Genomic DNA, 24596 nt, shown 5'->3' with positions numbered 1-24596 from the left:
ACCGGTCCGCAGCTCGCGGCGCATCGGCCGCCTCCACACCATCGAGGAGCCCCGCCGATGCGCCGTGACGCGTCCCGACCACCGACCACGCCATGACCTCCCGCCTCCCACTGCGCGCCGCGATCCTGGTCGTCGCCGTCTTCGTCGCCGTGGCGCTGCTCGTGCTCCGCCCCGACGGCGACGCCGCCGATCCTGTTCCCGCCGGCCACGGGCGCGTGGTCGACGTGGTCGACGGCGACACCCTGCGACTCGACATCGGCGGGGAGGAGGAGACGGTCCGCCTGCTCGGCATCGACACGCCCGAGGTCCGCCACCCGACCCGGCCGGTCGAGTGCTACGGCGCCGAGGCCAGCGACCGCCTCGCCGCGCTGACACCACCGGGAGCGGTCCTCCGGCTCGAGCGCGACGAGGAGGCGCGCGACCACTACGGCCGGCTCCTCCTCTACGTCCACGCCACCGCCGCCGACGGCTCCGAGATCTTCGTCAACCGGCAGATGGTGCTCGAGGGGGCCGCGGTGGCCCTCGCCATCGATCCCAACGACGCCCACCGCGACGTGCTCGCGGACGCCGAGCGCCAGGCACGCGACGCCGAACGTGGTCTGTGGGGTGCCTGCGGCGGCCCCGGCGTGCCCGTCGATCCGCTGTCGGACCGCTAGCGTCGCAGCGTGACCTCGCTCGCCGAACGGCTCGGCCACCCGCCCGACGCCCGCCTGCTCATCGTCACCGCCCACGACCTCGGTTCCAGCCACGCCGCGAACCTCGGCGTCTACCAGGCGCTGCGCGACGGCATCGCCACCAGCGCGTCGCTGATGGTGCCGGCCCCCTGGGCGCGCGCCGCCGCGGCCGAGCACCGCGGCGAGGCCGTCGGGGTGCAGCTCACGCTGAACGCCGAGCTGGACACCTACCGGTGGGCACCGGTCACCCACGCCCCGTCCCTGGTGGACGGCGACGGCGGGTTCCCACGCACGCCCGCCGAGCTGTGGGAGCACGCCGACCTCGACGAGGTGCGCCGGGAGTGCCGCACCCAGATCGAGCGGGCGATCATCTGGGGCTTCGACATCAGCCACCTCGACTCCCACCTCGGTGCGCTGCACATGCGCCCGGAGTTCTTCGACGTCTACCTCGACCTCGCCGTCGAGTTCGGCCTCCCGATCCGCCTCCCCGGCACCGACCTGGAGCGCACGGCTGGGTTCCCCATGCGGGGCCTGGCGACCGAGGAGGGCATCCTCTACCCCGACCGCCTCGCCGTCGTCCCGGGCGCCGGCGTGGGCAGCCGGCGGGCCATCGGCCAGGTCCTCGCCGACCTGCAGCCCGGCGTCACCGAGGTCTACATCCACCCCGCGGCAGACACGCCCGAGCTGCGGGCGCTGGCGCCGGACTGGACCCACCGGGTCGACGACCTGCACATGGCCACCTACGACCCCGACCTGCGTCGTCAGGTCGCGGCGGCCGGCGCCACGCTCATCTCCTACCGCGAGCTGCGGGACGTGCAGCGCGCCGGTTGACCTCGCCGGTCAGTCGACCGTCCCGGCCAGCGCGGCGCGACACGCCGGACGGGCCAACGCCGATACGAGGGCGAGGACGTCGGCCGTGCGGCCCTCGGGCTTCAGGTCCCCGCGCATGTAGCGGATGGCGGCGTCGTCCTCGCCCACGAGGACGGCACGGAGGTCCTCGGCGGTGATGGGCACCGTGGTGGTGGCCTCGTCGCCGTCCCCGGCCGGGCGCACGGAGGCCAGACGTCCGTCCTCGACGACCCACCTCGTCGCCACGGTGCCCGCGGCGGCGCCGCTGACGACCAGCTCGACCTCCGCCGCGACCGGCTCGGCAGCCGGCCCGTCGTCGGCCGCGGACGCCAGGGCGGCGTCGACCGCCGCGAACCACTCGTCGCTCAGCAGCTCGCTCACGACAGCGGCTCCCAGTCGAGGTCGGGGATGCCGGCGAACAGGTCGTCCTCGGGCACCGCGGACTCCACGAGCGACCGGGCGAGGATGTAGTCGTCGTAGGGGTGGACCGAGTTGGCCACGTCCCGGGGCAGCCCGAACCAGAACGGCGACTCGGGGTCGACCTGGGTGGCGTGGGCCAGGAGCCCCTCGGTGCGGGCGTCCATGTAGCCGTCGACGGGCACCTGGGTGGTGATGCGGTGGTCCTGGTCCGGGCGGCGCTCGGTGTCGAGGAAGCGCTCGGCGAAGGGCGACTCGAGCCCGAGCTCCAGGTACTTCTCGTGCATGGCCACCATGCGGGCCCGCGACCAGGTCGTGTAGTACAGCTTCAGCGGCTGCCAGGGCTCCCCCGCCTCGGGGTACCACTCCGGGTCGGCGGCCCGCTCGAACGCCGGGACGGTGATGTCGTGCACCCGCAGGTGGTCGGGGTGCTCGTAGCCCCGCTGGTCGTCGGAGTAGGTGACGACGACCTGCGGGCGCTCCCGGCGGATGACCGCCACCAGGCGGCCGATCGCCTCGTCGAGGTCGGCCTTCCAGAAGCAGTCGGGGTGGTCGTTCGAGGGCTCGCCGGCCATGCCCGAGTCGCGGTAGCCGAGCCGCTCGACGACCTCGTAACCGATGACCGACGCCGCGAGGTCGAGCTCGCGCTCGCGGACCCCGGCGATGTCGGCGCGCACCTCCTCGGTGTCCATCGCCGGGTTGAGGATCGAGCCCTCCTCCCCGCCGGTGCAGCACACGAGCACGGTGTGGGCGCCGGCGGCGCGGTACTTCGCGATGGTCGGTGCGCCCTTCGACGACTCGTCGTCGGGGTGGGCGTGGACCGTGAGGATGACGGGGCGGGCCATGAGCGGGAAAGCTACCAACGCGTCCCACCGCTCCCTCCCTCCTCACCGCGGCCAGGTAGGGTGATGACGAGCGAGGGCTCGGGGGAGCGGACCGATCCACATGGACAACCCGGACATCTGGATCTGGATCTGGCTGGGGACGGCCCTCCTCCTCGGTGCCGTCGAGATGCTCGCCGCGGGGACGCTGTTCTTCCTGCCCTTCGCCGCCGGGGCGCTGCTCGCCAGCCTCGCCGCCGCGCTCGACGTGCCGGTCCTCGCCCAGTGGCTGATCTTCCTCGGCACCTCCGGGGGCTCCTTCTTCGCCCTGCGGCCCATCGCCCGCCGACTCGACGCCGTCGACCCGGTGCAGGGCATCGGCGCCCGCCGGCTGATCGGCGAGACCGCGCACGTCATCGAACCGGTGCCCGACGACGGCCACGACCTCGGCATGGCCCGCATCGGGCGCGAGGAGTGGCGGATCGAGAGCCTCGACGGCCGGGGCATCCCCGCCGGCACGCTCGTCCGCGTCGTCGAGGTGCGTGGCACCCGTGCCGTCGTCTTCCCCGTCGAGATCGCCCAGAGCGGCACCGACCCCGACACCGACCCCACCTGAGCCACGACGAAGGGAACCACCGTGCAAGCCGCCGTGATCGTCATCTTCATCATCGCCCTGCTGTTCCTCGTCGTCCTGGTCGCCTCGGGCATCCGCATCGTGCGGCCCTACCAGCAGGGACTCATCGAGCAGCTCGGCAAGTTCAAGGGCATCGTCGACCCCGGCCTGCGGGTGATCATCCCGCTCGTCCAGACCATCCGCCTGGTCGACATGCGCGAGCAGGTCGTCGACGTGCCGCCCCAGGAGGTCATCACCTCCGACAACGTGTCGGTCACCGTCGACGCCGTCGTCTACTACGAGCCGACCGACCCCCAGCGGCTCACCTACAACGTCGCCAACTTCCTGCTCGCGGTCACCAAGCTGGCCCAGACCAACCTCCGCAACGTCATCGGCGACATGACCCTCGACGAGGCGCTCACCTCCCGCGACAAGGTCAACATCAACCTGCGCCAGATCCTCGACGACGCCACCGACAAGTGGGGCGTCCGGGTCGTCCGGGTCGAGATCCAGCGGATCGACCCGCCGCCCGACGTCATGTCGGCCATGCACGAGCAGATGCGGGCCGAGCGCACCCGCCGCGCCGTGGTCACCACCGCCGAGGGCGAGCGCACCGCCGCCATCACCAGGGCCGAGGGCGAGAAGGCCGCGGCCATCCTCCAGGCCGAGGGCATCAAGGAGCGCCAGGTCCTCGAGGCCGAGGGCGAGGCCAACGCCATCAAGGCCGTGGCCGAGGCCGAGAAGTTCCGCCAGCTCACCGTCGCCGAGGGCGAGGCCGAGGCCATCCGCAGCGTCTACCGGGCGATCCACGACGGCAACCCGAGCACCGACCTCATCGCGATCAAGTACCTCGAGGCCCTGAGCAAGATAGCCGACGGCCAGGCCACGAAGATCTTCCTTCCCGCCGACGTCAGCGGGCTGGCCGGCTCGGTGGCCGGCATCGGCGAGCTGTTCCGTGCCGGCGACGAGGACGCCGAGCGCAGCACCGTCGTCCGTCGCGACGATCACGGCGACGAAGGACGCGCCATCGGGCCTCCCAGCTGATCCCGGTAGGCTCCCCGCCGGATGGAGCGCTTCGTCATCACCGGCGGCCAACCCCTGTCGGGGACGGTCCGACCCGCAGGGAACAAGAACGCGGCGCTGCCGATGCTCGCCGCCACGCTGCTCGGCTCCACGCCGAGCACGCTCCGCAACGTCCCCGACATCGGTGACGTCCGCACGATGGTGCGGCTCATCGAGGCCCTCGGCGGCACGGTCGAGCGCGGCGCGGATCACACCGTCACCGTCGACCCGACCGGCGTCGCCCCGCGTGCGCTCGACCCCGACGAGTCGGCCCGGATCCGTGCCTCGCTCCTCCTCGCCGGTCCCCTGCTCGGGCGGTTCGGCCGGGCGACGATCCCGCCGCCCGGGGGCGACACGATCGGCCGGCGGCGCAACGACACCCACTGGCACGCCTTCGACGCCCTCGGCGCGGAGATGACCCTCGTCGACTTCGTCCACGACCTGCGTGCGCCGTCCGGCCGGCTCACCGGCGCCGACATCCTCCTCGACGAGGCCAGCGTGATGGCCACCGAGAACGCGGTGATGGCGGCGGTCCTCGCCAAGGGCACGACCACCATCCGCAACGCCGCCTCCGAGCCCCACGTGCAGGACTTGTGCCGGATGCTCGTCGCCATGGGCGCGTCGATCGACGGGATCGGCTCCAACCTGCTCACCATCGAGGGCCGCGACGCCCTCGACGGCACCGAGGCCGAGGTGTCGCCCGACTTCATGGAGGTCGGGTCGTTCATCGGGCTCGGCGCGATCACCGAGGGCGATCTGCGCATCGGCCCCGTGCGCCACGACGACCTGCGGATGATCATCTCGAAGTTCGACGTCCTCGGCGTGCGGGTCGACCAGGACGGCGACGACATCGTCGTCCCCTCGGCGCAGGACCTCCACGTGCGCGAGGACCACGGCGGCAAGATCCCCCGGATCCACGAGGCGCCCTGGCCCGGCTTCCCCGCCGACCTCATGTCGATCGCCCTCGTCGTCGCCACCCAGGCGTCGGGCACCGTGCTGCTCCACCAGTGGATGTTCGAGAGCCGGCTGTACTTCACCGACCGCCTCATCGAGATGGGGGCGCGCATCATCGTCGCCGACCCCCACCGCGCCGTGGTCACCGGACCTTCGAAGCTGGGCGGGGCGCGTCTCCAGTCGCCCGACATCCGGGCCGGCATGGCCCTCCTCATGGCGTCGCTGTGCGCCGAGGGCCGCTCGACGATCGGCAACGTCCACCAGATCGACCGCGGGTACGAGCGGATCGACGAGAAGCTCCGTTCGCTCGGCGCGCACATCGAGCGCGCCCCCGTCTGAGGAGACGCCGTGCACCCCTCCGAGCGCGTCCGGTTCGCCGTCGAGACGGCGCGTGCCGTCCTCGAGGATCGCCTCGACCCCGGTGACGCCGCGGCCGCCATGGCCCTCCAGCTCGACCAGGTCGTGCCCCAGCTCCGGAGCGACCGCGACAGCGTCACCCGCAGCGAGTCCGAGTCCGTCGCCACCACGCTGCGACTGCTCGGCGAGCAGGTGAACGACCACGGCTCCGGGTTGCCCGACCCGTCGGCCCACGCCGAGATCGCGCGGATCCTCGGGCGGATGGCCCAGAGCCTCCGGTAGCGACCGGCAGATCGCCAGCCCGCACGCGGTACCTTCTCGGGGCGCCGGGTGCCTGCTCGCGCGCACCCGCCCGCGCTGGGTCGTTCGGTCCTCAACAACCTCGATCGGCCTCCGACGGGCACCACAGCCATGTCCACGCCACGCCACGATCCACGTCCGCAGGACGTGCGCGTCCCCCCTTCCTGGACGACGGGTCCGCGCCGTGCGCCCGCGCTCACGTCGATGGCCGACCTGCTCGACCACGGGACCTCGACCGCGCCGGACGCGCCCGCGCTGATCGGGCCCGGCCCCGGTGGCATCCGCCTGGAGATCACCTACGCCGAGCTCGACCGCGCGGTGCGCGCACGGGTCGCCGGCCTCGTCGCGGAGCTCGACGACGCGCGGCGCGTGGCGGTCGTCGCCGCCCGGCACGTCGACCTCGTCGTCACAGTCCTCGCGCTGTGGCGCGCCGGCATCTCCTACGTCCCCGTCGACCCACGCTCGCCCGACGAGCGTTGGGCGGCGGTCCTCGACATCGCCGAGGTCACGCACGTCGTCGGGGCGGCGAGCCTGTTGGCCGACCGCGACCTCCCGCCCGCAGTCCGCACGGTGCCCTGGGACGCCGACGCCGAGCCACAGGACCGGCCGTCGTCGGTCGACGGCAGCGCGGAGGCCTACGTCCTCTTCACCTCGGGCACGACCGGTCGACCGAAGGGCGTGGTCGTCAGCCACGCCAACCTCGCGGTCCGGCTCGATCACCTCGTCGGGCTGCACCCGACGCCACCCCGCAGCCTCCTGCAGACGACGCTGGCGTTCGACGCCGCGCTCGCCCCGCTGCTCGCCACGCTGGCCACCGGCGGGGCGGTCGTCCTCGCCGACGACGAGCACGCCGCCGACCCCGCGCTCGCCGCCCAGCTGATCGCCGACGAGCAGGTCACCTACGTCGACGGCGTGCCGTCGTGGTACGCCGCGCTCCTCGATCTGGCACCACCCGGCGCGCTCGACTCGATCCGCATCGTCGTCGTCGGCGCGGAGGTGCTCCCGCCCGAGCTCGTGACCCGTCACCACCGGCGCCTCCACGCCCGCCTCGTGAACGACTACGGCCCGACGGAGGCCACGATCTCGGCCACCTCATGGGAGGTCCCCGTCGGGTGGAGCGGTGCGCGCGTCCCGATCGGTCGGCCCCACGCCAACACCGTCGTCCACGTGGTGGCGCCCGACGGCACGGCGTGCGGACCCGGCGAGACCGGTGAGCTCTGGATCCTCGGCGACGGCGTCGCCCAGGGGTACCTCGGCCGACCGGACGACCCCGCCTTCGCCCCCGATCCGGTCACCGGCGCGCCCTGCTACCGGACGGGTGACCTGGTCTCGTGGCGCGACGACGGCCTGCTCGACCTCCACGGGCGGGCCGACCGCCAGGTGAAGATCAGAGGTCAGCGGGTGGAGCCCGACGAGACCGAGATGGTGCTCCTCGGGCCGGCCTTCGACGACCTCGCCAACGCCGCGGTGGAGGTCGACCGCTCCACCGGCTCGCCGCGCCTCGTGGCCTACGTGGCCCCCCGCCCGGGCGCGTCCCCCACACGGGAGGACGTCGCGGCTCGCCTCGCCCGGATCCTCCCGCCGGCCCAGCAGCCCGAGGTCGTCGTCGTCCTCGATGCTCTCCCGACCACGCCGGGCGGCAAGATCGACCGCACGGCCTTGGCGCCCCCACCAGCCGGGGCGGCGGCCGACGGGGGCGAGGGCCACGACGACCTCGAGCGATCGATCCTGCGCGCCGCCGAGGAGGTCCTCGCTGTCGAGCCGATCGGACGGGATGCCGATCTGGCGGCGATCGGAGCGGACAGCCTCGCTGCCGCCCGCATCGCCGCACGCCTCCGCCGCCGTGACGGCGTCGACGTCGAACCCTCCGACCTGCGCGACGCGCCGACGGCCGCCGCGCTCGCGACGCTGCTCCGGGCCAGACCTCCCCGCCCCCTCGACGACGACGTCCCGCACCACGTCGAGCGCGACCCCTCTCGCGTCCACGTCGCCCCCGCCACCGACGCCCACACGTCCTTCTGGCTCCTCGAGCAGGAGCCCAGCCGGGCAGGGCGCAGCAACATCAGCGCCGTGCGCCACGTCGTCGGCGTCGACGTCGACGAGGTGCAGCGCGCCGTGGACGTCCTCGTCGAGCGGCACGCCGGGCTGCGGACGTCGTTCGAGCTGCGCGCCGAGGGCGTGGTCCAGCTCGTCCACCCGGCAGGGACCGTGGCCCTCACCGTGGAACGACTCGATGCCCTGGGTGCCTCGCACATCGACCACGCCGCAGCGCGGCCGTTCGCCCTGGACGTCGCACCGCTGTGGCGGGTCCTGGTCGCCCCGACCCCCGGCGGGGTGGACGTCGGTGTCGTGGTCCACCACGCGATCGCCGACGGATGGGCGCTGGAGACGCTGGTCGACGAGCTCGTCGCGCTGGCAGCGCACCCTGGGACGCCGCTGCCGGACGCCGAGCTGGATGCCGTCGACCTGCAGAGGTGGGTCGCCGAGCGGGTCGAGCGCCACGGCGAGGACGCCCTCGCCCACTGGCGACGTCGGGTCCGGCTCGCCGACGAGACGAAGGGTCTCGTCCTCCCCTACGACCACCGGCCGCGGGCGGGCCACCCGCTCGACACCGACGAGGTGCGCCTCGAGCTCGATGCGGACGCACGACGCCGGCTCACCGATGCCGCGGCCCGGGGTGGCACGTCGCTGTTCGGCCTGCTCGTGACGGGCCTGGCGGTGACGCTGCGCCGGTACGGCGCGCCGGAGCGCTTCACGCTCGGCGCGGCGATGGCCAACCGACCGCTCCCCGAGCTGGAGGCGCTGATCGCCACGACCGCCAACTTCGTCCCGTTGGAGGTCGGGCTCGACGAGTCCCGCACGATCGGCCACCTCCTCACCTCGGTCGACGGGGAGATCCGCGCCGCGGAGCGCTGGTCGTGGTTCCCGAGCGAGCTGGCGCTGCGCGCGGAGCCCCGTGCGCGCTCGGGCCACCTCGTCGACGTGATGGTCAGCATGCTGAACTACCGCGTCGCCTCGGACGTCCGCCGGACACCGCCGTCCCGGATGGCCCTCACGGACCTCAGCGTCGAGATCGCACCGACCGACCACGGGATGTCGATATCCCTCGTGCACCACGAGCACCGGCTCGACCGCCCGACGGTGGAGGCGCTGGCCGACGCCTGGCGCCACACCCTCGAGCTCCTCGCGGGCGACCCGGCGACACCGCTCGCGTCCCTCCTCGGTCCGCGGCTCGTCGACGAACAGGAGGCGACGTGGCTCGGCGGCGAGGAGGGGCCCGCCCCGCGGGGGACGATCATGGACCTCGTCCTCCCCCACCTGGAGGCGGGGGGCGCGCACGCCGCGGTGATCACCGGAGAGCGCGAGGTCAGCTGGTCGGATCTGGGCCACCTGGTGCCACGACTCGCGTCGGCCCTCGCCGAGCGCGGCGCAGGCCCGGGCGATCGCATCGTGATGGCCCTCGACGGCGTGGAGGGCGTCGAGATCCTGCTCGCCTGCTGGTGGCTCGGCGCCGTCCCGGTCCCGCAGGGCGAGCGCCAACCGGCGACGAAGCTGGCGGAGATCGCCGAACGCACGGAGGCGCGCCTCGTCCTCCATCCCGCCGACGTGGCGGCCCTCGTCGACGACGCTGCCGGACGAGCACCCCTCGGGCGTCGTGACCTCGACGGCTCGGACCCGGCGTACATCCTCTTCACCTCGGGGAGCACCGGCCGGCCGAAGGGCGTCGTGATCTCACACCGCGCGCTGCGGGCCTCCACCGACGCCCGGCTCGCCTGGTACGACGAGACGCCGGGGACGTGCCTCCAGCTCCACGACATGGCGTTCGACGCCGCCATGGCCACCGTCACGTGGTACCTCGCCGTCGGCGGGACGCTCGTCACCGTCCACCACGAGGACCGCCTCGACCTCCCACTCCTGGCCGACCTCATCGACCGCCACTCGATCGGCAAGATCGCCCTCGTCCCGTCCCACCACCGGGCGCTCCTCCAGTCGGTCGAGCCGGGGCGGCTCCCCAGCCTGCGGCTCGTCGCCATGGGCGGCGAGGCCGTGGCGCCGTCGCTCGTGGAGCTCCACCGCTCCCGCGTCCCCGGGGCACGACTCGTCAACGAGTACGGGCCGACGGAGTGCACCGTGTGGACGGTGGCGCACGAGTGCACGGCCGAGGACGAGCAGCGCGAGGTCGTGCCCATCGGCCGGCCGATCCCGGGCACGGTGGTCCGGGTCGCCGACCCACGTGGGCGTCCGGTGCCACGCGGCGCGATCGGCGAGCTACTGCTCGGCGGCCACCTCCTCGGCGAGGGGTACCTCGACGAACCCGAGCAGACCGCGCAGCGGTTCGTGGTCCACGACGGGCGCCGGTGGTACCAGACCGGCGACCGCGTGCGGTGGAGCACCGACGGCGAGCTCGAGTTCCACGGTCGCGTCGACGACCAGCTGAAGCTGCGTGGCTACCGGATCGAGCCGGGTGAGGTGGAGCAGGTCCTCGTCGAGGACGAGAGCGTCGTACGTGCCAAGGTCGGCGCCGTGGAGCTCGCCGCCGGAGCCCCCGTGCTCGCCGCGTGGGTCCAGCCTGCGGGTGGGGCCACCGTGTCGGCGACCGACCTGCTGGCCGCCTGCCGCACCCGCCTGCCGGAATGGATGGTCCCCGCCCACCTCGTCGTGGTCGACGAGATGCCGCTGACGACGAGCGGCAAGGTCGACCGACGCCGCCTGCCCCGACCCCAGATCGACGTCGGCGCCGAGGCCGAGCAGCCGGCGACGCCGACCGAGGAGCGCGTCCAGGAGGTCTGGGCCGACCTGCTCGGCCACCGCGTGGGCGTCACCGACGACTTCTTCTCTGCCGGAGGCCACTCGCTGCTCGCTGCCCAGATGGCGGTGCGTGTCCGCGAGGCGACCGGCTCGGCGATCGGCCTGCGCGACGTGCTCGACGCACCGACGATCCGCCGCATCGCGACCCTCGTCGACCAGCTCGACGGGGCGGGCACCGTGGCGGAGCGGGAGCGCGCGGCCGGCAGCGTCGCGGCCCGCGGCGACCGTGATCGCACCACATGGCCGCTCGCCCCGCACCAGGCGCGCCTCTGGTACCTGACCCAGCTCGAATCGACCGCCGACGCCTACCACATGGTCAGGATCGCTCGGGTGCACGGTGGACTCGACGTCGAGGCGCTCGACGCCGCGACCAGGGAGCTCGGCCGACGGCACCCCTGGCTCCGCTCGACCATCGCGGTCATCAACGGGGCACCGGTGCAGCGCGTGCACGACGACCCCCTCGTCGGCCTCCTGGTCGCTCCCGATGGATGCGACGCGACGGCCTGGAGCCGCGAGCTCGCCGCCCGCACGTTCGACCTCGGGTCGGAGGCACCCTGGCGGATCGGGGTCGCCCCGTCGGGGGACCACCACGTCCTCACGACCGTCGTGCACCACGTCATCTCCGACGCCACCGCGGATGCGACGTTCGTCGAGGACCTGGGCCGGCTGTACGCACGCGCCGCGGGACGCGAGACCGCCGAGGTGCCCGAGGCTGCCCATCCGGGGCCGATCGCCGCGGACCTCGCGGCCGCCCGCTCGGAGGCGCGACGGGCTGCCGACGTCGCCGCGTGGACGACGTCGCTCTCCGGCATCGACCTCAGCGCACGCCTCCCGGTGGCCGACGACGCCACCCCCGGTGTACGGCGCTCGGTCGAGGCCGAGCGCACCCTCGACGCCGAACTCGCCGCACGCCTGGTCGCGGTCGCCGACCAGCACTCGGTGACGCCGTTCTCGCTCGCTGCCGCCGCCGTCGGCGTCGTCTCGGCGCGTCGGATGGGTGTGCACGACCTCGTCGTCGGTGCCCCCGTCGACCTGCGCTGGCGGTACCCCGACGCCGCTCGCACCGTGGCCTTCATGGTCGAGACGGGGATGCTCCCCGTGCGCGACCCGGTCGGACGGTCGCTCGTCGACACCGCCGCCGACGTCCTCGGTCACGTGGCCGACCTGCTCGACAGCGCCCTCCCGCTCGACGCCGTCGTCGCCGAGCTCCGGCGGCACGGGGAGCTCCCGACCCACGGCGATCCGCTCCAGACCTACGTCGGCTGGATCGAGGCCGACTCGATGGTCGTGCCGCACCTCGGACCTGGCGGTCCCGCGCTCGAGGTGCTCCAGGACGAGCCGCTCGCACCGATGTTCGATGTGAACTGGACGTTCGTCCGTCGCGAGGACGGCATCGTCGTGCGCCTGGACCTCGACTGGTCACGTCTGGGTGAACGGACCGCCGAGCGCTTGCTCGACGAGGTGGAGCACGTCCTGACCGTCGCCCTCGACGCGCCGACGCAGGCGGTGGCCGACCTGCCCGCGCTGCCCGCCCACCTCCTCGCCGAGGTCGTCGCCTTCGGAGGTCAGCTGCCGGAGCAGCCGCTCCGGCCCTTGGTGACATCGCTGTGGGACGCCCTCGCGACCTCCGGTGCCGCCGTGTCCGCCCTCTCCGCCGACGGCAGTTGGCGCGTCGTCGCCGGCCCCGAGCTCGCCGAACGAGCCGACGACGTCGCCGCAGCTCTGGTCGCGTCAGGGATCGCCCCCGGGTCGTGCGTCGCGGTCAGTTCCGAGCGCGGGATCCCGATGGTCACCGCGGTCCTCGGCGTGCTGCGGGCCGGGTGCGCGTTCGTGCCGATCGACGCCGGCCACCCGGTCCAGCGCCAGCGCCTCCTCGCCGACGAGGTCGACGCCCGTGCCGTCATCGGCACCCGACCGTGGATCGACGACCTCGCCGCGCACCGCGGTGTCACGTCGATCCTGCTCGACGACGACGGTCGTCCCACGAGTCGCGCGCCGGCACCGGCCGCGTGGCCCGACCGGCCGCCCGGATCCACCACCTACGTGCTCTTCACCTCCGGGTCCACGGGCACACCGAAGGGGGTCGTCGTCACCGACGAGGCGCTCCGCCGCCGCATCGACTCCTTCCGCGAGGCCTACGGCGTCGCCTCCCGGTTCCTCCACCAGTCGGCGCTCGGCTTCGACGCCAGCATCTTCATGTTCTGGGTCCTCGACACCGGCGGGACGCTCGTGGTGGCGCCCGACGAGGCGGCCGCCGATCCCGGTGGCCTCGGGGCGGTCATCACCGACGGCGAGGTCGACACGATGTTCGTCGTGCCCACCGTCCACCGGCTGCTCCTCGAGGTCGTGCCGGGGGCGGTCGCCGGCATGCGGACGGTCCTGATCGGCGGCGAGGAGCTCACGCCGTCGCTCGTGGCGCAGCACGCGGCCGCGGCACCCGACACCGCCCTCGTCAACGTCTACGGGCCGACCGAGACGGTCGTGACGGCGACGAGCGCACCGATCGATCCTGGGGTCCACGCCGGCGGATCGGTCGCCATCCCGATCGGTCGACCCCATCCAGGGACCCTCGCACGCATCGTCGACCGCCACGGCGGGCCGACCGGCGTGGGTGCGGCAGGTGAGCTGCTCCTCGGTGGCCCCTGCGTCGCCGCCGGCTACCACGGTCGACCCGACCTCACCGCCGCGGCGTTCGTCGAGCCGTCCGACGACCGGGACGTCCGCTGGTACCGGACGGGTGACCAGGTGCGCTGGACCGAGGACGGCGACATCGTCTTCCTCGGCCGGCTCGACCGCCAGGTGAAGCTCCGGGGCCAGCGCATCGAGCTGAGCGAGATCGAGCACGCCGTCCTGGCCCTCGACGGGGTGGAGGACGCCCTCGTCGACGTCGTCGGATCGGGATCCACCGCGCGCCTCGTGGCCCTGGTCAGCCCCGTCTCGGGTCGCAGCTCCGGCGAGGCCCGTGCGGAGCTGGCGCGCACGCTGCCGCGCGCCTGGGTGCCCAGCCAGGTGGTCGAGGTCGCCGCGATCCCCCGGACGCTCGGCGACAAGCTCGACCGTCGCGCCCTTCCCGAGCTCGTCGGCGACGCCCGACCCGACGACGACGCCCCGCCCCCCGACGACGTCGCCGCCCCGGTCCACGCCGCGATCTCCTCGATCGCCTCGGCCATGGCCGAGCTGCTCGACCGCAGCCACGTCGGACCCGACGACGACTTCTTCGACGTCGGCGGGCACTCGCTCCTCGCCGCCCAGCTGATCAACGTCCTCGCCGAGCGCCTCGACGCCACCGTGACGCTCGCCGACCTGATGGACGCCGCGACCCCGCGGCGGCTCACCGAGGTGATCGAGCGCCGCGCGGCACGGTCGTGGACGGAGGAGCGTCCCGACGCCGAGATCCACGTCCTCCGCGACGGCGAGCTCGCCCCGCTGGCGATCGTCGCCCGCGACGGCGAGACGAGCTTCTACCTGCGCCACGTGCTGAAGGTCCTCGACCCCCGTCGTCCGTTGTGGCTCGTGCTGCGGCCGGCCCCGACGATCTCGGAGCGTGCGTTCGACCTCGTCCACCACGGCGACCGGGTCGCTGCCGCGCTCCGGACCGCAGGCGCCCCGGCCGTGCACCTGCTCGGCCACTCGGCATCGGGGGTGGTCGCCCTGGAGGCGGCGGAGCGCCTGGGAGCCCAGGCCGCGACGGTCACCCTCCTCGACACCGTCCGCCCGAACGGCCCCGACGACGTGGTGCGGGAGCCGGTCCGTCGGGTTCGAGCCTGGCTCGCCGACCCCCGCGGCGAGTGGCGTTCCCTGGTGGCGCTGCGGCGCGCCGAGCGCACCCTCCGGAGGCCCACCGCCGAGCCGGACCCGATGGCGGTGCGCCAGGTCCGCGACGCCCAGGACATGCGCGGGTTCGGCCGGTACCGGGGGCGGCGGTTCACCCGCTCCGTCACCTTGCTCGCGGCGGAACAGACCGCCGACGGGTGGGGGCACGACCTGGGGTGGTCGCGTTGGTGCGACGATCTCGAGGTGCTCCCCCTCCCCGGCGACCACTTCGGCGTCCTGATGCCGCCCCACGTCGACGCCACCATCGCTGCCCTGGCGCAGATCCTCGATGACCGGCCCTGAGGGGCGCCCCGGCGACGTCGGTCGGCCGACGGCGCGGGGGCGGGGCCGCGTGGTGCCCCCTCGCCTCGCCCACGCCGGCGCGCTCTCCGCTGCGCCTCCTGCGACGGACCGCCAGCGGGTCGCCGTCGTGGCTCCGGGGCTCGACGGACCTCCGCGCCTGACCTACCGCGAGCTCGACGCCCTCTCCGCCCGGATCGCGGCGGGGCTCCAGCACGAGGGGGTGGGGCCCGGGACCCGCGTCGGTCTCGTCGCCCGTCGCGACGGGTGGCTGATCCCGTCGCTGCTCGCCGTGCTGCGCAGCGGTGCCGCCTACGTCCCGCTCGACCCTCGCGCCCCCGGAGCGCGGTGGCGCACGGTCCTCGAGGTCGCGGGCGTGCAGCACGTGTTGGCGTCGCACGGCGTCCCGGCGACCGAGGGGTTCGCCGGCGAGGCCGTGACGAACCCCTCCGAGCTCGCCGAGGGCACCGCCGAGGCCCCGAGCCACCCGGTCATCGACCCCGCCGACGAGGCCTACGTGCTGTTCACCTCGGGGAGCACCGGGACACCGAAGGGCGTGTCCGTGACCCACGGCAACGTGGTCGCGCGGATCGAGTCGCTCCGGCGGTTCCACGAGCCTCCGCACGTGGCGCTCCTCACGACCTCGCTGTGCTTCGACGCCAGCCTGGCCACCGTCCTGCCGGTCCTCGCCACGGGCGGCACCCTCGTCGTCGGGCCCGACGACGCCGCCGCCGACCCGTCGGTCGCGGCCGAGCTCGTGGCGTCCCACGGCGTGACGTTCATCGCCAACGTCCCCTCCTGGTACCTGGGCCTGCTCGACCTCGCCCCGCCCGGCGCGCTGCGCACGCTCCGTCGCGTCGTGACCGGCGGGGAGGCGATGCCGCCCGGGCTCGTCCGGCGGCACCACGAGCTGCTACCAGCGTGCGCGCTCGTCAACGAGTACGGCCCGACCGAGGCCACGATCGCCGCGACCGCCTTCGAGGTGCCGTCCGACTGGAGCGGGACGGCGGTGCCGATCGGGCTCCCTCACCCCAACACGACGGTCCACGTCGTCGACGACGGCAACCTCGCCCCACCGGGCCGGATCGGCGAGCTGTGGATCGCCGGACCCGGGGTGGCGCATGGCTACGTCGGCCGCCCCGACGGCGACGTCTTCGTCGACGACCCGTTCGGCGACGGCCGCGCCTACCGCACCGGCGACCTCGCCCACTGGACCGAGGACGGCCTGCTCGAGCTGCACGGCCGCAAGGACCGCCAGGTGAAGATCCTCGGCGAGCGCGTCGAGCCCGACGAGACCGAGGCCGTGCTGCTCGGGCTGGCCGACGTCGCCCAAGCTGCGGTGGAGGTGGACCGCACGGGGCCCGCTCCCCGACTCGTGGGGTACGTCGCAGGCCACGACGGTCGCCATCTCGACGGCGACGAGGTGCGCCGCCGGCTCGGCGAGCTGCTCCCGCCCGCTCAGGTCCCACCGACCGTCGTCGTCTGCGATCGGCTCCCCCTCACCGTCGGCGGCAAGGTCGACCGTGCGGCGCTCCCCGCCCCACCACCCGTGGGCACCTTCGGCCATGCGCCGCTCGACGACGTCGAGGCGGCGGTGGCCGACGCCGTCGCGGAGGTCCTCGGTGTCCGGGTCGGTCCGGCGGACGACTTCTACGGCGTCGGCGGCGACAGCCTCGCCGCGGCGCGCGTCCTCGCCCGCCTCCGCCGCCAGCTGCAGGTGGACCTGCACCCGGGCGACCTGCGCGACCACCCCACCGTCGCCGACCTCGCGTCGCTGGCGCGGCGCCGTCCCGCCCGCGCGGATCGGACCGTCGCGCGCGTGGCCCGCGATCCGGACGGCGGGTGGACGGGCCGGGCGACCCCCGCGCAGACGTCGTTCTGGTACCTCGAGCAGGAGGACGGTCGGGCAGGCGGCAGCAACCTCGTCGAGGTCGTGCACCTGCACGGCGTGGACCGGTCCTCGGTCGAGCGCGCGCTCGACCTCCTCGCCGATCGCCACGAGTCGTTGCGCACCGCGCTGCGCCTCGGGCCGGACGGGCTCGAACAGGTCGTGGCCCCGCGTGGCGAGGTGCGCGTCCCCTGCGAGCCGCTGGATCCAGACGCCGACGCCGACGCACGGGCCCGGGAGCTCGGCCGATGCCCCTTCGACCTCGGCGTGGCCCCGCTGGTTCGTGCCCACGTGGCGGACGCGGCCGACGGCGTCGACGTGGTGCTCGTCGTCCACCACGCGATCGCCGACGGCTGGGCCGTCGACGTGCTCGTCGACGAGCTCGTCGCCCTCGCGCTCGATCCCGGCACGACCCTGGCCCAGAAGGAGGTGGACGCCGTCGACGTCGCGGTGTGGCTGCACGACCGCACGGAGGGCGACGGCGCGGCCGCCGCGTCACGGTTCCTCGAGCGCCTCCGCCGCGGGGCGGAGCTCCGCGGCGGGGTCCTGCCCTACGACCGCCGGCTGACCGGTGACAGCCACCACGTCGCAGCGGCCCGCCGTCGCCGACTCGACGCCGGGGTCGTCGCCAGCCTGGGGGCCGTGAGCAGGCGATGCGGGGCGTCGCCGTTCAGCACGCTCACGGCGATGCTCGCCGTCACCCTGCGTCGGTTCGGCGCGCCCGAGGACCTCCTCGTCGGCACGGCCACCGCCAACCGCCCCCTCCCGGAGCTCGAACGGGTCGTGGCGTGCACCACGAACTTCGTGCCGATCAGGGTCGACGCCCGAGGCGAGCGGTCGGTGGCCGATGTGATCCGCGGGGTGGCCGAGGACGTGGTCGCGAGCGACGAGTGGGGCTGGCTCCCCGTCGAGGCGGTGCTCGGCGACCACCGCGACGGCGAGCCGCTCGCGCTTCCCGACGTGATGGTCAGCATGCTCAACCAGCGCGTGTCCACCTCCACGGCCCCTCGCCACGGCGTCTCCCTCCCCCACGTGCTGACCGACCTCGACGTGGTGTGCACCACGGCCGAGGACGGTGCGCTCGACGTCGAGGTCCACCACGACCCCCGTCGCCTGCTGCCGACGACCGTCGACCGCCTCCTCGACGCCTGGCTCGAGCTCGTCGCCCGGCTCCCCGACCACCTCGACGCACCGGTCGACGACCTGGTCGCGCCCGGTCCGGGCGACCGCAGGGATGCCGAGGTCCTGGGTGGCGACGAGGGCCCCGTGCCCGCCGGCACCGTCCTCGACCTCGTGTGGCCGCACGTCGACGGACGGCCGGACCGGGCCGCCCTGATCGACACCGGCGCCGCCACCTCTTGGGGCGAGCTGGGCGACCGGGCACGCCGCCTCGCCGCGTCGCTGGCTCGCGACGGGGTGGGCCGCGGCGACCACGTGCTGGTCACCGCCGATCGAGCGCCGGCGGTCGAGGCGCTGCTCGCGTGCTGGTGGCTGGGCGCCGTCCCCGTCCCGCTCGGCGACCGCCAACCGGCCACGAAGGTCGCCGCGCTGGCGCGCCGCGTCGACGCCTCCGCGGTCCTCGACGAGGCGTCGATGGCCGAGCGCCTGGCCCGCCCTGATGACGTCCCACACGTCGAGGCGGTCCCGCTCGTCGGCGACGACCCGGCCTACGTGCTCTTCACGTCGGGCAGCACCGGCGAGCCGAAGGGCGTGGTCGTGCCCCACAGGGCGTTGCTCGCCTCGACCCTGGCCCGCCTCGACCACTACGCCGACGCGCCCCAGGTCGCGCTGCTCGGACACGACATGGCGTTCGATGCCGCCCTCGGCATCGCCGTGTGGTACCTCGCCATGGGCGGCACCCTCGTCACCCCCGGGCACGACGAGCGGCTGGACCCCGTGTCGCTGGCCCGACTGATCGACGAACACGGGGTGGGCCAGATCGACCTCGTTCCGTCGCACCTGCGGCTGCTCCTCGACCAGGCACCGGCGGACGGCCTCGGGAGCCTCCGCCTGGTCACTACCGGCGCCGAGGCCTGCCCGCCGTCCCTCGTCGACCTCCACCTGCGTCGCCTTCCGGGCGTCCGGCTCGTGAACGAGTACGGCCCCACCGAGTGCACCGTCTGGACGGTCGCCCACGACTGCACGGCCGACGACGTCGAGCAGGGCCTGGTGCCGATCGGCCGGCCGGTCCTCGGCACCGTCGCGCGCGTCGCCGACGCCGAGGGTCGACCGATGCCCCGCGGGGCGATCGGAGAGCTCCTCCTCGCCGGCCACCTCCTCGCCGACGGCTACATCGGCGACCCCGCCCAGACCGCGGCGCGGTTCGTCGAGATCGACGGGCGCCGCTGGTACCGCACGGGCGACCGCGTCCGCTGGAACGACGACGGCGAGCTGGAGTTCCACGGCCGCTCCGACGACCAGCTGAAGGTGCGGGGCTACCGGATCGAACCGGGCGAGGTCGACGCCGTCCTCCGCGACCACCCCGATGTCCTCCGGGCCGCGACGTGGACCCACGAGGTCGTGGCCGGCGCCCCCGTGCTCGTCGCGTGGGTGCAGCCACGTCCCGGCGTCGCCGACGACCTCCGCGACGACGTCCTGGCGCACTGCCGCACCCGGCTCCCCGAGTGGATGGTGCCCTCGGTCGTGGTCACCGTCGACGCCATGCCGCTCACGACGTCGGGGAAGGTGGATCGTCGCCGGCTGCCGCCGCCCGAGCCCTCCGACCTCGGCCACGAGCGCGTCCCGCCGTCCTCACCGCTCGAACGGGCGATCGTGGGCGTGTGGGAGGCGTTGCTCGGGCGCCCGGTCGGGATGTTCGACAACTTCTTCGACCTCGGCGGCCACTCGCTCCTCGCCGCCCGGCTCGTGTCCGAGCTCACCGGGCACCTGGGGGTGACCGTGCAGCTGCCCGACCTGTTGGAGGACGCCACTCCCGCCCACCTGGTCCAGGTGGTGACGGCCCGGCTGGACGCCGAGCCGGTCGAGAGCAGGGGCGAGGCCTCCATCACCGTCCTGCGCGAGGGTTCCCTCGCCCCGCTGGTCATCGTCGCTCGCGACGGGGAGACCAGCCTCTACCTGCGCCACGTGCTGCGCGCGATCGACGAGGACCGTCCACTGTGGCTGCTCATCCGACCCATGCCGCGGCTGCACGTCCGCCGTGCCGACCTCGCCCACCAGGGGCGCCTCGTGGCCGACGCAATCGCCGGAGCGTGCGACGGCACCGTGCACCTCCTCGGGCACTCCGCCTCCGGGCTCGTGGCGCTCGAGGCCGCCCGCCACCTCGGGTCCAAGATGGGTCGCCTCGTGCTGCTCGACACCCTGCGCGCCATGACGGGGTGGGAGCGCCGCAAGCACCCCCTCCACCGCGTCCGCCGCTGGGCGACGTCGCCGGCGACGGAGCGTGCGGCCCGCGCCGAGGCACGCGCGGCACGCGCCGCCGTGCGGTCCGACCCGCCCGACCCCCACGCCGCGCGCCTCGTGCGCGACGAGCAGGACGAGCGCGGCTTCCTGCGCCTGCGCGGGCGCCGCTACGACGGCGCGCTGACCGTCCTGGCCGCCACCGACACCCAAGCCGTGGTCGGCGACGACCTCGGTTGGTCGAGGTGGTGCGACGACGTCATCGTGCGCACCCTGCCGAGCGACCACTTCGGCGTGTTGCTGCCGCCCCACGTGGACGAGACGGTCACCGCGATCGGCCAGCTGCTCGACGGCCAGCCGTGACCCCTCGCGCCACGCCCGTCGCGGTGGATGCGCCCGTCCGGCTCTGGCGCATCTCCCTCACACCGCACCCCGGTGACGACCAGCACGCCCTGCTCGACGACGAGGACCGCGCCCGCCTGCCACGGATGGACCGGGACGTACGGGCCCGGCTGCTCGCCCGTCGGGCCGTCCTGCGCCAGGTCGTGGCGACGGAGCTGGCGGTGGTGCCGGCGTCCCTGGCGCTCGAGCGCATCGACGGACGGCTCGTCGTCCACACCGACGACGGACGGACGGCTCGCCCGTCGACCAGCAGCTCCGGCGACATCGGATTGGTGGCGCTGGCGGACGGCCCGGTGGGGGTCGACGTCGAGGCCCGGGCCCCGGTGCCCGAGGCCGCCGACATCGCGCGCGACCTCTTCCATCCCGACGAGGTCCGCTGGATCGGCGAGGGCGAGGGCCAGCTCGAGCGGTTCCTCGCCGTGTGGGTGCGCAAGGAGGCGGTGGTGAAGCTCAGCGGGGAGGGCTTGCAGCGGGACCTGCGGACGTTCCGGGTCGCACCCGGCGACGCCGAGGAGCGGGTGTCCGGCGAGGGGCTCGGGCGCGTGGCCACCCGCGGGGTCGCCATCGAGGGCACCGTGGCCGCGGTGGCCTGGCTCACCTGAAGTCGCGGGACCGCGCACCGGCGGCGACCGGCAGCGGATCGAGCCGCTCGGCCACCACGTTGATGACGCCGCCGTCGCCCCGCTCCAGGCGACCGCGGACCAGCATGGCCGGTGCCGTGCGGGCGACCGTGCGGTAGCGCGACCAGCACCCCACCGACACCACCACGTTGACCAGGCCGGTCTCGTCCTCGATGTTGACGAACGTGATGCCCGACGCCGTCGCCGGGCGCTGGCGGTGGGTGACCACCCCGCCGATGAGCACCCGGGTGCCGTGCTCGATCCGGGCCAGCTCCGCGGCGGTGACGACGCCGAGCTCGTCGAGCCGGGGACGGACGAAGCGGGTCGGGTGCCCGTCGGGGGCGACACCGGTGGCCCACAGGTCGGCCATCGCCGTCTCCTGGTCGTCCATGCCCGGCAGCCGTGGGGCCTCGACCCCGGTGAGCACGCCCTCCAGGCGGTCGTCGCGGACGTCGGCCACGGCCCCGGCCGCCCACAGCGCGCGCCGGCGGTCGAGGCCGAAGCAACCGAACGCCCCCGCGGTGGCGAGGGCCTCGAGCACCGGTCCGGGCAGGGCGGTGCGTCGGGCGAGGTCCTCGGGCGACCGGAAGGGGCCGTCGGTGGTGCGGCTCGCGACCAGTCGCTCGGCGGCGTCCTGGCCCATCCCGCGGACCGACGCCAGCCCGAGCCGGACCTCGGGTCCGCCCGCACCCCACTCGGCCGGAGGGGTGCCGGGCGGGGCGACCCCGCCCGCAGGGCCCTCGAGCGTGGCCAGCACCCGGGAGGCGTTGACGTCGGGGGTGTGCACGACCACGCCGTGGCGGCGGGCGTCCTGCACGAGCGAGTGCGGCGAGTAGAAGCCCATCGGCTGCGCACCGAGGAGGGCGGCGCAGAACGCGGCCGGGTGGTACCGCTTCAGCCAGGAGCTGGCGTACACCAGGTAGGCGAACGACACCGAGTGGCTCTCGGGGAAGCCGAAGTTCGCGAACGCCGCGAGCTTGTCGTAGATGGCGTCGGCGACCTCGCCGGTGATGCCGCGGGTGGCCATGCCGTCGTAGAGGCGCTGGCGGAGGCGCTCCATGCGTGCCCGGCTCCGCTTCGAGCCCATGGCCTGGCGCAGCTGGTCGGCGTCCCCTGGGGAGAAGCCGGCGACGTCGATGGCCATCTGCATGAGCTGCTCCTGGAACAGGGGCACGCCGAGGGTCTTGGCCAGGGCCGGCTCGAGCAGCGGGTGGAGGTAGGTGACCGGCTCCTGGCCGTTGCGGCGACGGATGTAGGGGTGGACCGACCCGCCCTGGATCGGACCCGGGCGGATCAGCGCGACCTCGACGACGAGGTCGTAGAAGGTGCGGGGCCGCAGGCGGGGCAGGGTGGCCATCTGGGCCCGGCTCTCGACCTGGAAGACGCCGATCGAGTCGGCCCGGCACAGCATCTCGTACACCTCCGGGTCCTGCGGGAGGGTGGCGAGGTCGACGTCGATGCCCTGGTGCTCCCGGACGAGGTCGAGCGTGAGGTGCAGGGCGGTGAGCATCCCGAGGCCGAGCAGGTCGAACTTCACCAGCCCCACCGCCGCGCAGTCGTCCTTGTCCCACTGCAGGACCGAGCGGCCCTCCATGCGCCCCCACTCGACCGGGCAGACCTCGACCACCGGTCGGTCGCAGATGACCATCCCCCCGGAGTGGATGCCGAGGTGGCGGGGGAAGTCCTCGACCTCCTGGGCCAGCTCGAGCACCGGTGCGGGGATGGTGGTGCCGCCCTCGACCGACGAGCGCACCGGACCCCACCGGTCGACCTCCTTGCTCCAGGCGTCCTGCTGGCCCGGGGCGTGGCCGAGCGCCTTGGCCATGTCCCGCACCGCCGACTTGGCCCGGTACGTGATGACGTTGCAGACCTGGGCGGCGTCACGGCGACCGTGGCGCGCGTAGACGTACTGGATGACCTCCTCGCGGCGGTCGCTCTCGATGTCGATGTCGATGTCGGGCGGCCCGTCCCGCTCCGGGGACAGGAACCGCTCGAAGAGCAGCCCGAGGGACACCGCGTCGGCCTTGGTGACGCCGAGGGCGTAGCAGACCGCGGAGTTGGCGGCCGATCCCCGCCCCTGGCAGAGGATGTCGGAGCGGCGGCAGAACTCGACCAGGTCCCAGACGATGAGGAAGTAGCCGGGGAACCCGAGCTGCTCGATGACCGCGAGCTCGTGGTCGATCTGGACCCACGCCCCCGGGACCCGCTCGGCGTCGCGGGACCCGTAGCGCTCGGTGGCGCCCCGCTCGGTGAGGAGCCGCAGGAACGACATCTCGTCGTGGCCCGGCGGACAGGGGAACGGCGGCAGCTGCGGCGCGACGAGGGAGAGGTCGAACGCGCAGGCCCGCCCGAGCTCGGCCGCCCGCTCGACGACACCGGGGTACCGGGCGAACCGGCGCGCCTGCTCCGCCCCCGACCGCAGGTGGGCCCCGGCAGCCGGCGGGAGCCACCCGTCGATCTCGTCCAGGGACCGCCGGGCGCGCACCGCGGCGAGCGCAGCGGCCAGGCGCCGGCGGGCCGGCGTGGCGTAGTGCACGTTGTTGGTGGCCACGGGCTCGACGCCGGCGGCGACGGCGAGGGCGGCGAGGGCGTCGTTGCGGGCCGAGTCGAGGGGGTCGCCGTGGTCCCACAGCTCGACGTGCACGTGCTCGGCGCCGAAGCGGTCGACCAGCCCGTCGAGCGCTCGTCGGGCCGCCGCCGGACCGTCGTCGACCAGCGCCCGGTTGACCGCGCCCTTGCGGCACCCGGTCAGCACCGCCCAGTGGCCGGGCGGACCGGCGACCTCGACCAGCCGGTCGAGGTCGATGCGCGGCGCCCCCTTCTCCCCCGCCATCTGGGCCTGGCTGATGGCGTCGGCCAGGCGGGCGTAGCCCGTGGGATCGCGGGCGAGGACGACGAGGTGGTCCCCGACGGGGTCGACCACGCCCATCTGGGGACGGAGGTCGGGGGCGAGGGTGAGCTCGGCGCCGAACACGACCGGCAGCCCGTGGGCCCGCGCCGCCTCGGCCGTGCGCACCACGCCGTAGAACCCGTCGTGGTCGGTGATGGCCAGCGCCTCGAGCCCGAGGCGGACGGCCTCCTCCACCAGCTCCTCGGGGTGGGACGCGCCGTCGAGGAAGCTGAAGTTGGAGTGGCAGTGCAGCTCGGCGTAGGGCACCGTGCCCCGGTGCCGCTCCACCGGTGGCGGCTCGTACGGGAGGCGGGTGCGAGACCACGCCGGGCTGTCGGACCCGTCGCCGGGGAAGGGCTGCCGGGGCCCACGGTCGGACCAGCGCTCCTCGAGCGTGGCCCACGGCACCGGCGGGTTCCTCCATCCCATCGGCCCATGGTATCGAACACCTGTTCGATCAGACATCCGAC

At 74.4% G+C, this 24596-nt stretch carries 12 protein-coding genes; 9 read left to right on the top strand and 3 right to left on the bottom strand.

The genetic code is table 11. The annotated features are described in order from the left end of the window. Nucleotides 1-92: 92 nt before the first annotated feature. Both GH723_RS06430 and GH723_RS06425 read left to right on the top strand, forming a co-directional pair. Nucleotides 93-656 (top strand): thermonuclease family protein, encoded by a 564-nt coding sequence (locus tag GH723_RS06430; protein ID WP_153758882.1) that lies wholly within the window; start codon nucleotides 93-95, stop codon nucleotides 654-656. 9 nt (nucleotides 657-665) lie between these two features. After that, on the top strand, nucleotides 666-1505 hold the full coding sequence (locus GH723_RS06425; RefSeq protein ID WP_153758881.1) for a ChbG/HpnK family deacetylase: 840 nt from the start codon (nucleotides 666-668) through the stop codon (nucleotides 1503-1505). 9 nt (nucleotides 1506-1514) lie between these two features. Here the strand turns inward: GH723_RS06425 and GH723_RS06420 are convergent, their stop codons facing one another. Next, a complete protein-coding gene (locus GH723_RS06420; protein WP_153758880.1) occupies nucleotides 1515-1904 on the bottom strand; it encodes a hypothetical protein in 390 nt (129 codons plus the stop codon). Further along, nucleotides 1901-2785, bottom strand: coding sequence for a mycothiol conjugate amidase Mca (gene mca / locus GH723_RS06415; protein WP_153758879.1), 885 nt, complete (start codon nucleotides 2783-2785; stop codon nucleotides 1901-1903). Before mca ends, GH723_RS06420 begins: the two co-directional genes overlap by 4 nt. Nucleotides 2786-2885: 100 nt before the next feature. Between mca and GH723_RS06410 the strand changes: the two genes are divergently transcribed. The 7 genes from GH723_RS06410 (at nucleotide 2886) to GH723_RS06380 (ending at nucleotide 21218) form a co-directional block, all read left to right on the top strand. After that, nucleotides 2886-3377 (top strand): NfeD family protein, encoded by a 492-nt coding sequence (locus GH723_RS06410; RefSeq protein WP_153758878.1) that lies wholly within the window; start codon nucleotides 2886-2888, stop codon nucleotides 3375-3377. A gap of 21 nt (nucleotides 3378-3398) precedes the next feature. After that, nucleotides 3399-4418 carry an SPFH domain-containing protein gene (locus GH723_RS06405; protein WP_153758877.1) on the top strand — a complete coding sequence of 340 codons (1020 nt, stop codon included), beginning with the start codon at nucleotides 3399-3401 and terminating at the stop codon, nucleotides 4416-4418. Nucleotides 4419-4439: 21 nt separating this feature from the next. Further along, on the top strand, nucleotides 4440-5729 hold the full coding sequence (murA, locus tag GH723_RS06400) for a UDP-N-acetylglucosamine 1-carboxyvinyltransferase (RefSeq protein WP_153758876.1): 1290 nt from the start codon (nucleotides 4440-4442) through the stop codon (nucleotides 5727-5729). Nucleotides 5730-5738: 9 nt separating this feature from the next. After that, nucleotides 5739-6029, top strand: a complete 291-nt coding sequence (locus tag GH723_RS06395) for a hypothetical protein (protein ID WP_153758875.1) — start codon at nucleotides 5739-5741, stop codon at nucleotides 6027-6029. Between the two features lie 165 nt (nucleotides 6030-6194). Further along, entirely contained in the window at nucleotides 6195-14972 is an 8778-nt protein-coding gene (locus GH723_RS06390) for a non-ribosomal peptide synthetase (protein WP_229023121.1), read from the top strand. Further along, nucleotides 14959-20577, top strand: a complete 5619-nt coding sequence (locus GH723_RS06385; protein ID WP_153758873.1) for a non-ribosomal peptide synthetase — start codon at nucleotides 14959-14961, stop codon at nucleotides 20575-20577. The genes GH723_RS06390 and GH723_RS06385 overlap by 14 nt, the downstream gene beginning before the upstream one ends. Then, complete coding sequence (locus GH723_RS06380; protein WP_153758872.1) at nucleotides 20574-21218, top strand: 4'-phosphopantetheinyl transferase family protein; 645 nt, start codon at nucleotides 20574-20576, stop codon at nucleotides 21216-21218. The genes GH723_RS06385 and GH723_RS06380 overlap by 4 nt, the downstream gene beginning before the upstream one ends. On the opposite strand, the gene GH723_RS06375 is transcribed toward GH723_RS06380, so the two are convergent. Next, nucleotides 21211-24555: an error-prone DNA polymerase gene (locus GH723_RS06375; protein ID WP_153758871.1), complete on the bottom strand. Its 3345-nt coding sequence runs from the start codon at nucleotides 24553-24555 to the stop codon at nucleotides 21211-21213. The genes GH723_RS06380 and GH723_RS06375 overlap by 8 nt on opposite strands. Nucleotides 24556-24596: the final 41 nt, after the last annotated feature.

It is taken from the genome of Actinomarinicola tropica (assembly GCF_009650215.1).
In the GTDB taxonomy this organism is placed as follows: Bacteria; Actinomycetota; Acidimicrobiia; order Acidimicrobiales; family SKKL01; genus Actinomarinicola; species Actinomarinicola tropica.
Note: the sequence above shows the minus strand (reverse complement) of the source record. Positions and strands in the feature narration are given on the sequence as shown.

Bases quoted from the DNA above. Each gene is read 5' to 3' on its own strand.
- GH723_RS06430 (WP_153758882.1), top strand. From the start codon at position 93: ATGACCTCCCGCCTCCCACTGCGCGCCGCGATCCTGGTCGTCGCCGTC.
- mca (WP_153758879.1), bottom strand. From the start codon at position 2,785: ATGGCCCGCCCCGTCATCCTCACGGTCCACGCCCACCCCGACGACGAG.
- GH723_RS06410 (WP_153758878.1), top strand. From the start codon at position 2,886: ATGGACAACCCGGACATCTGGATCTGGATCTGGCTGGGGACGGCCCTC.
- murA (WP_153758876.1), top strand. From the start codon at position 4,440: ATGGAGCGCTTCGTCATCACCGGCGGCCAACCCCTGTCGGGGACGGTC.
- GH723_RS06385 (WP_153758873.1), top strand. From the start codon at position 14,959: ATGACCGGCCCTGAGGGGCGCCCCGGCGACGTCGGTCGGCCGACGGCG.
- GH723_RS06375 (WP_153758871.1), bottom strand. From the start codon at position 24,555: ATGGGATGGAGGAACCCGCCGGTGCCGTGGGCCACGCTCGAGGAGCGC.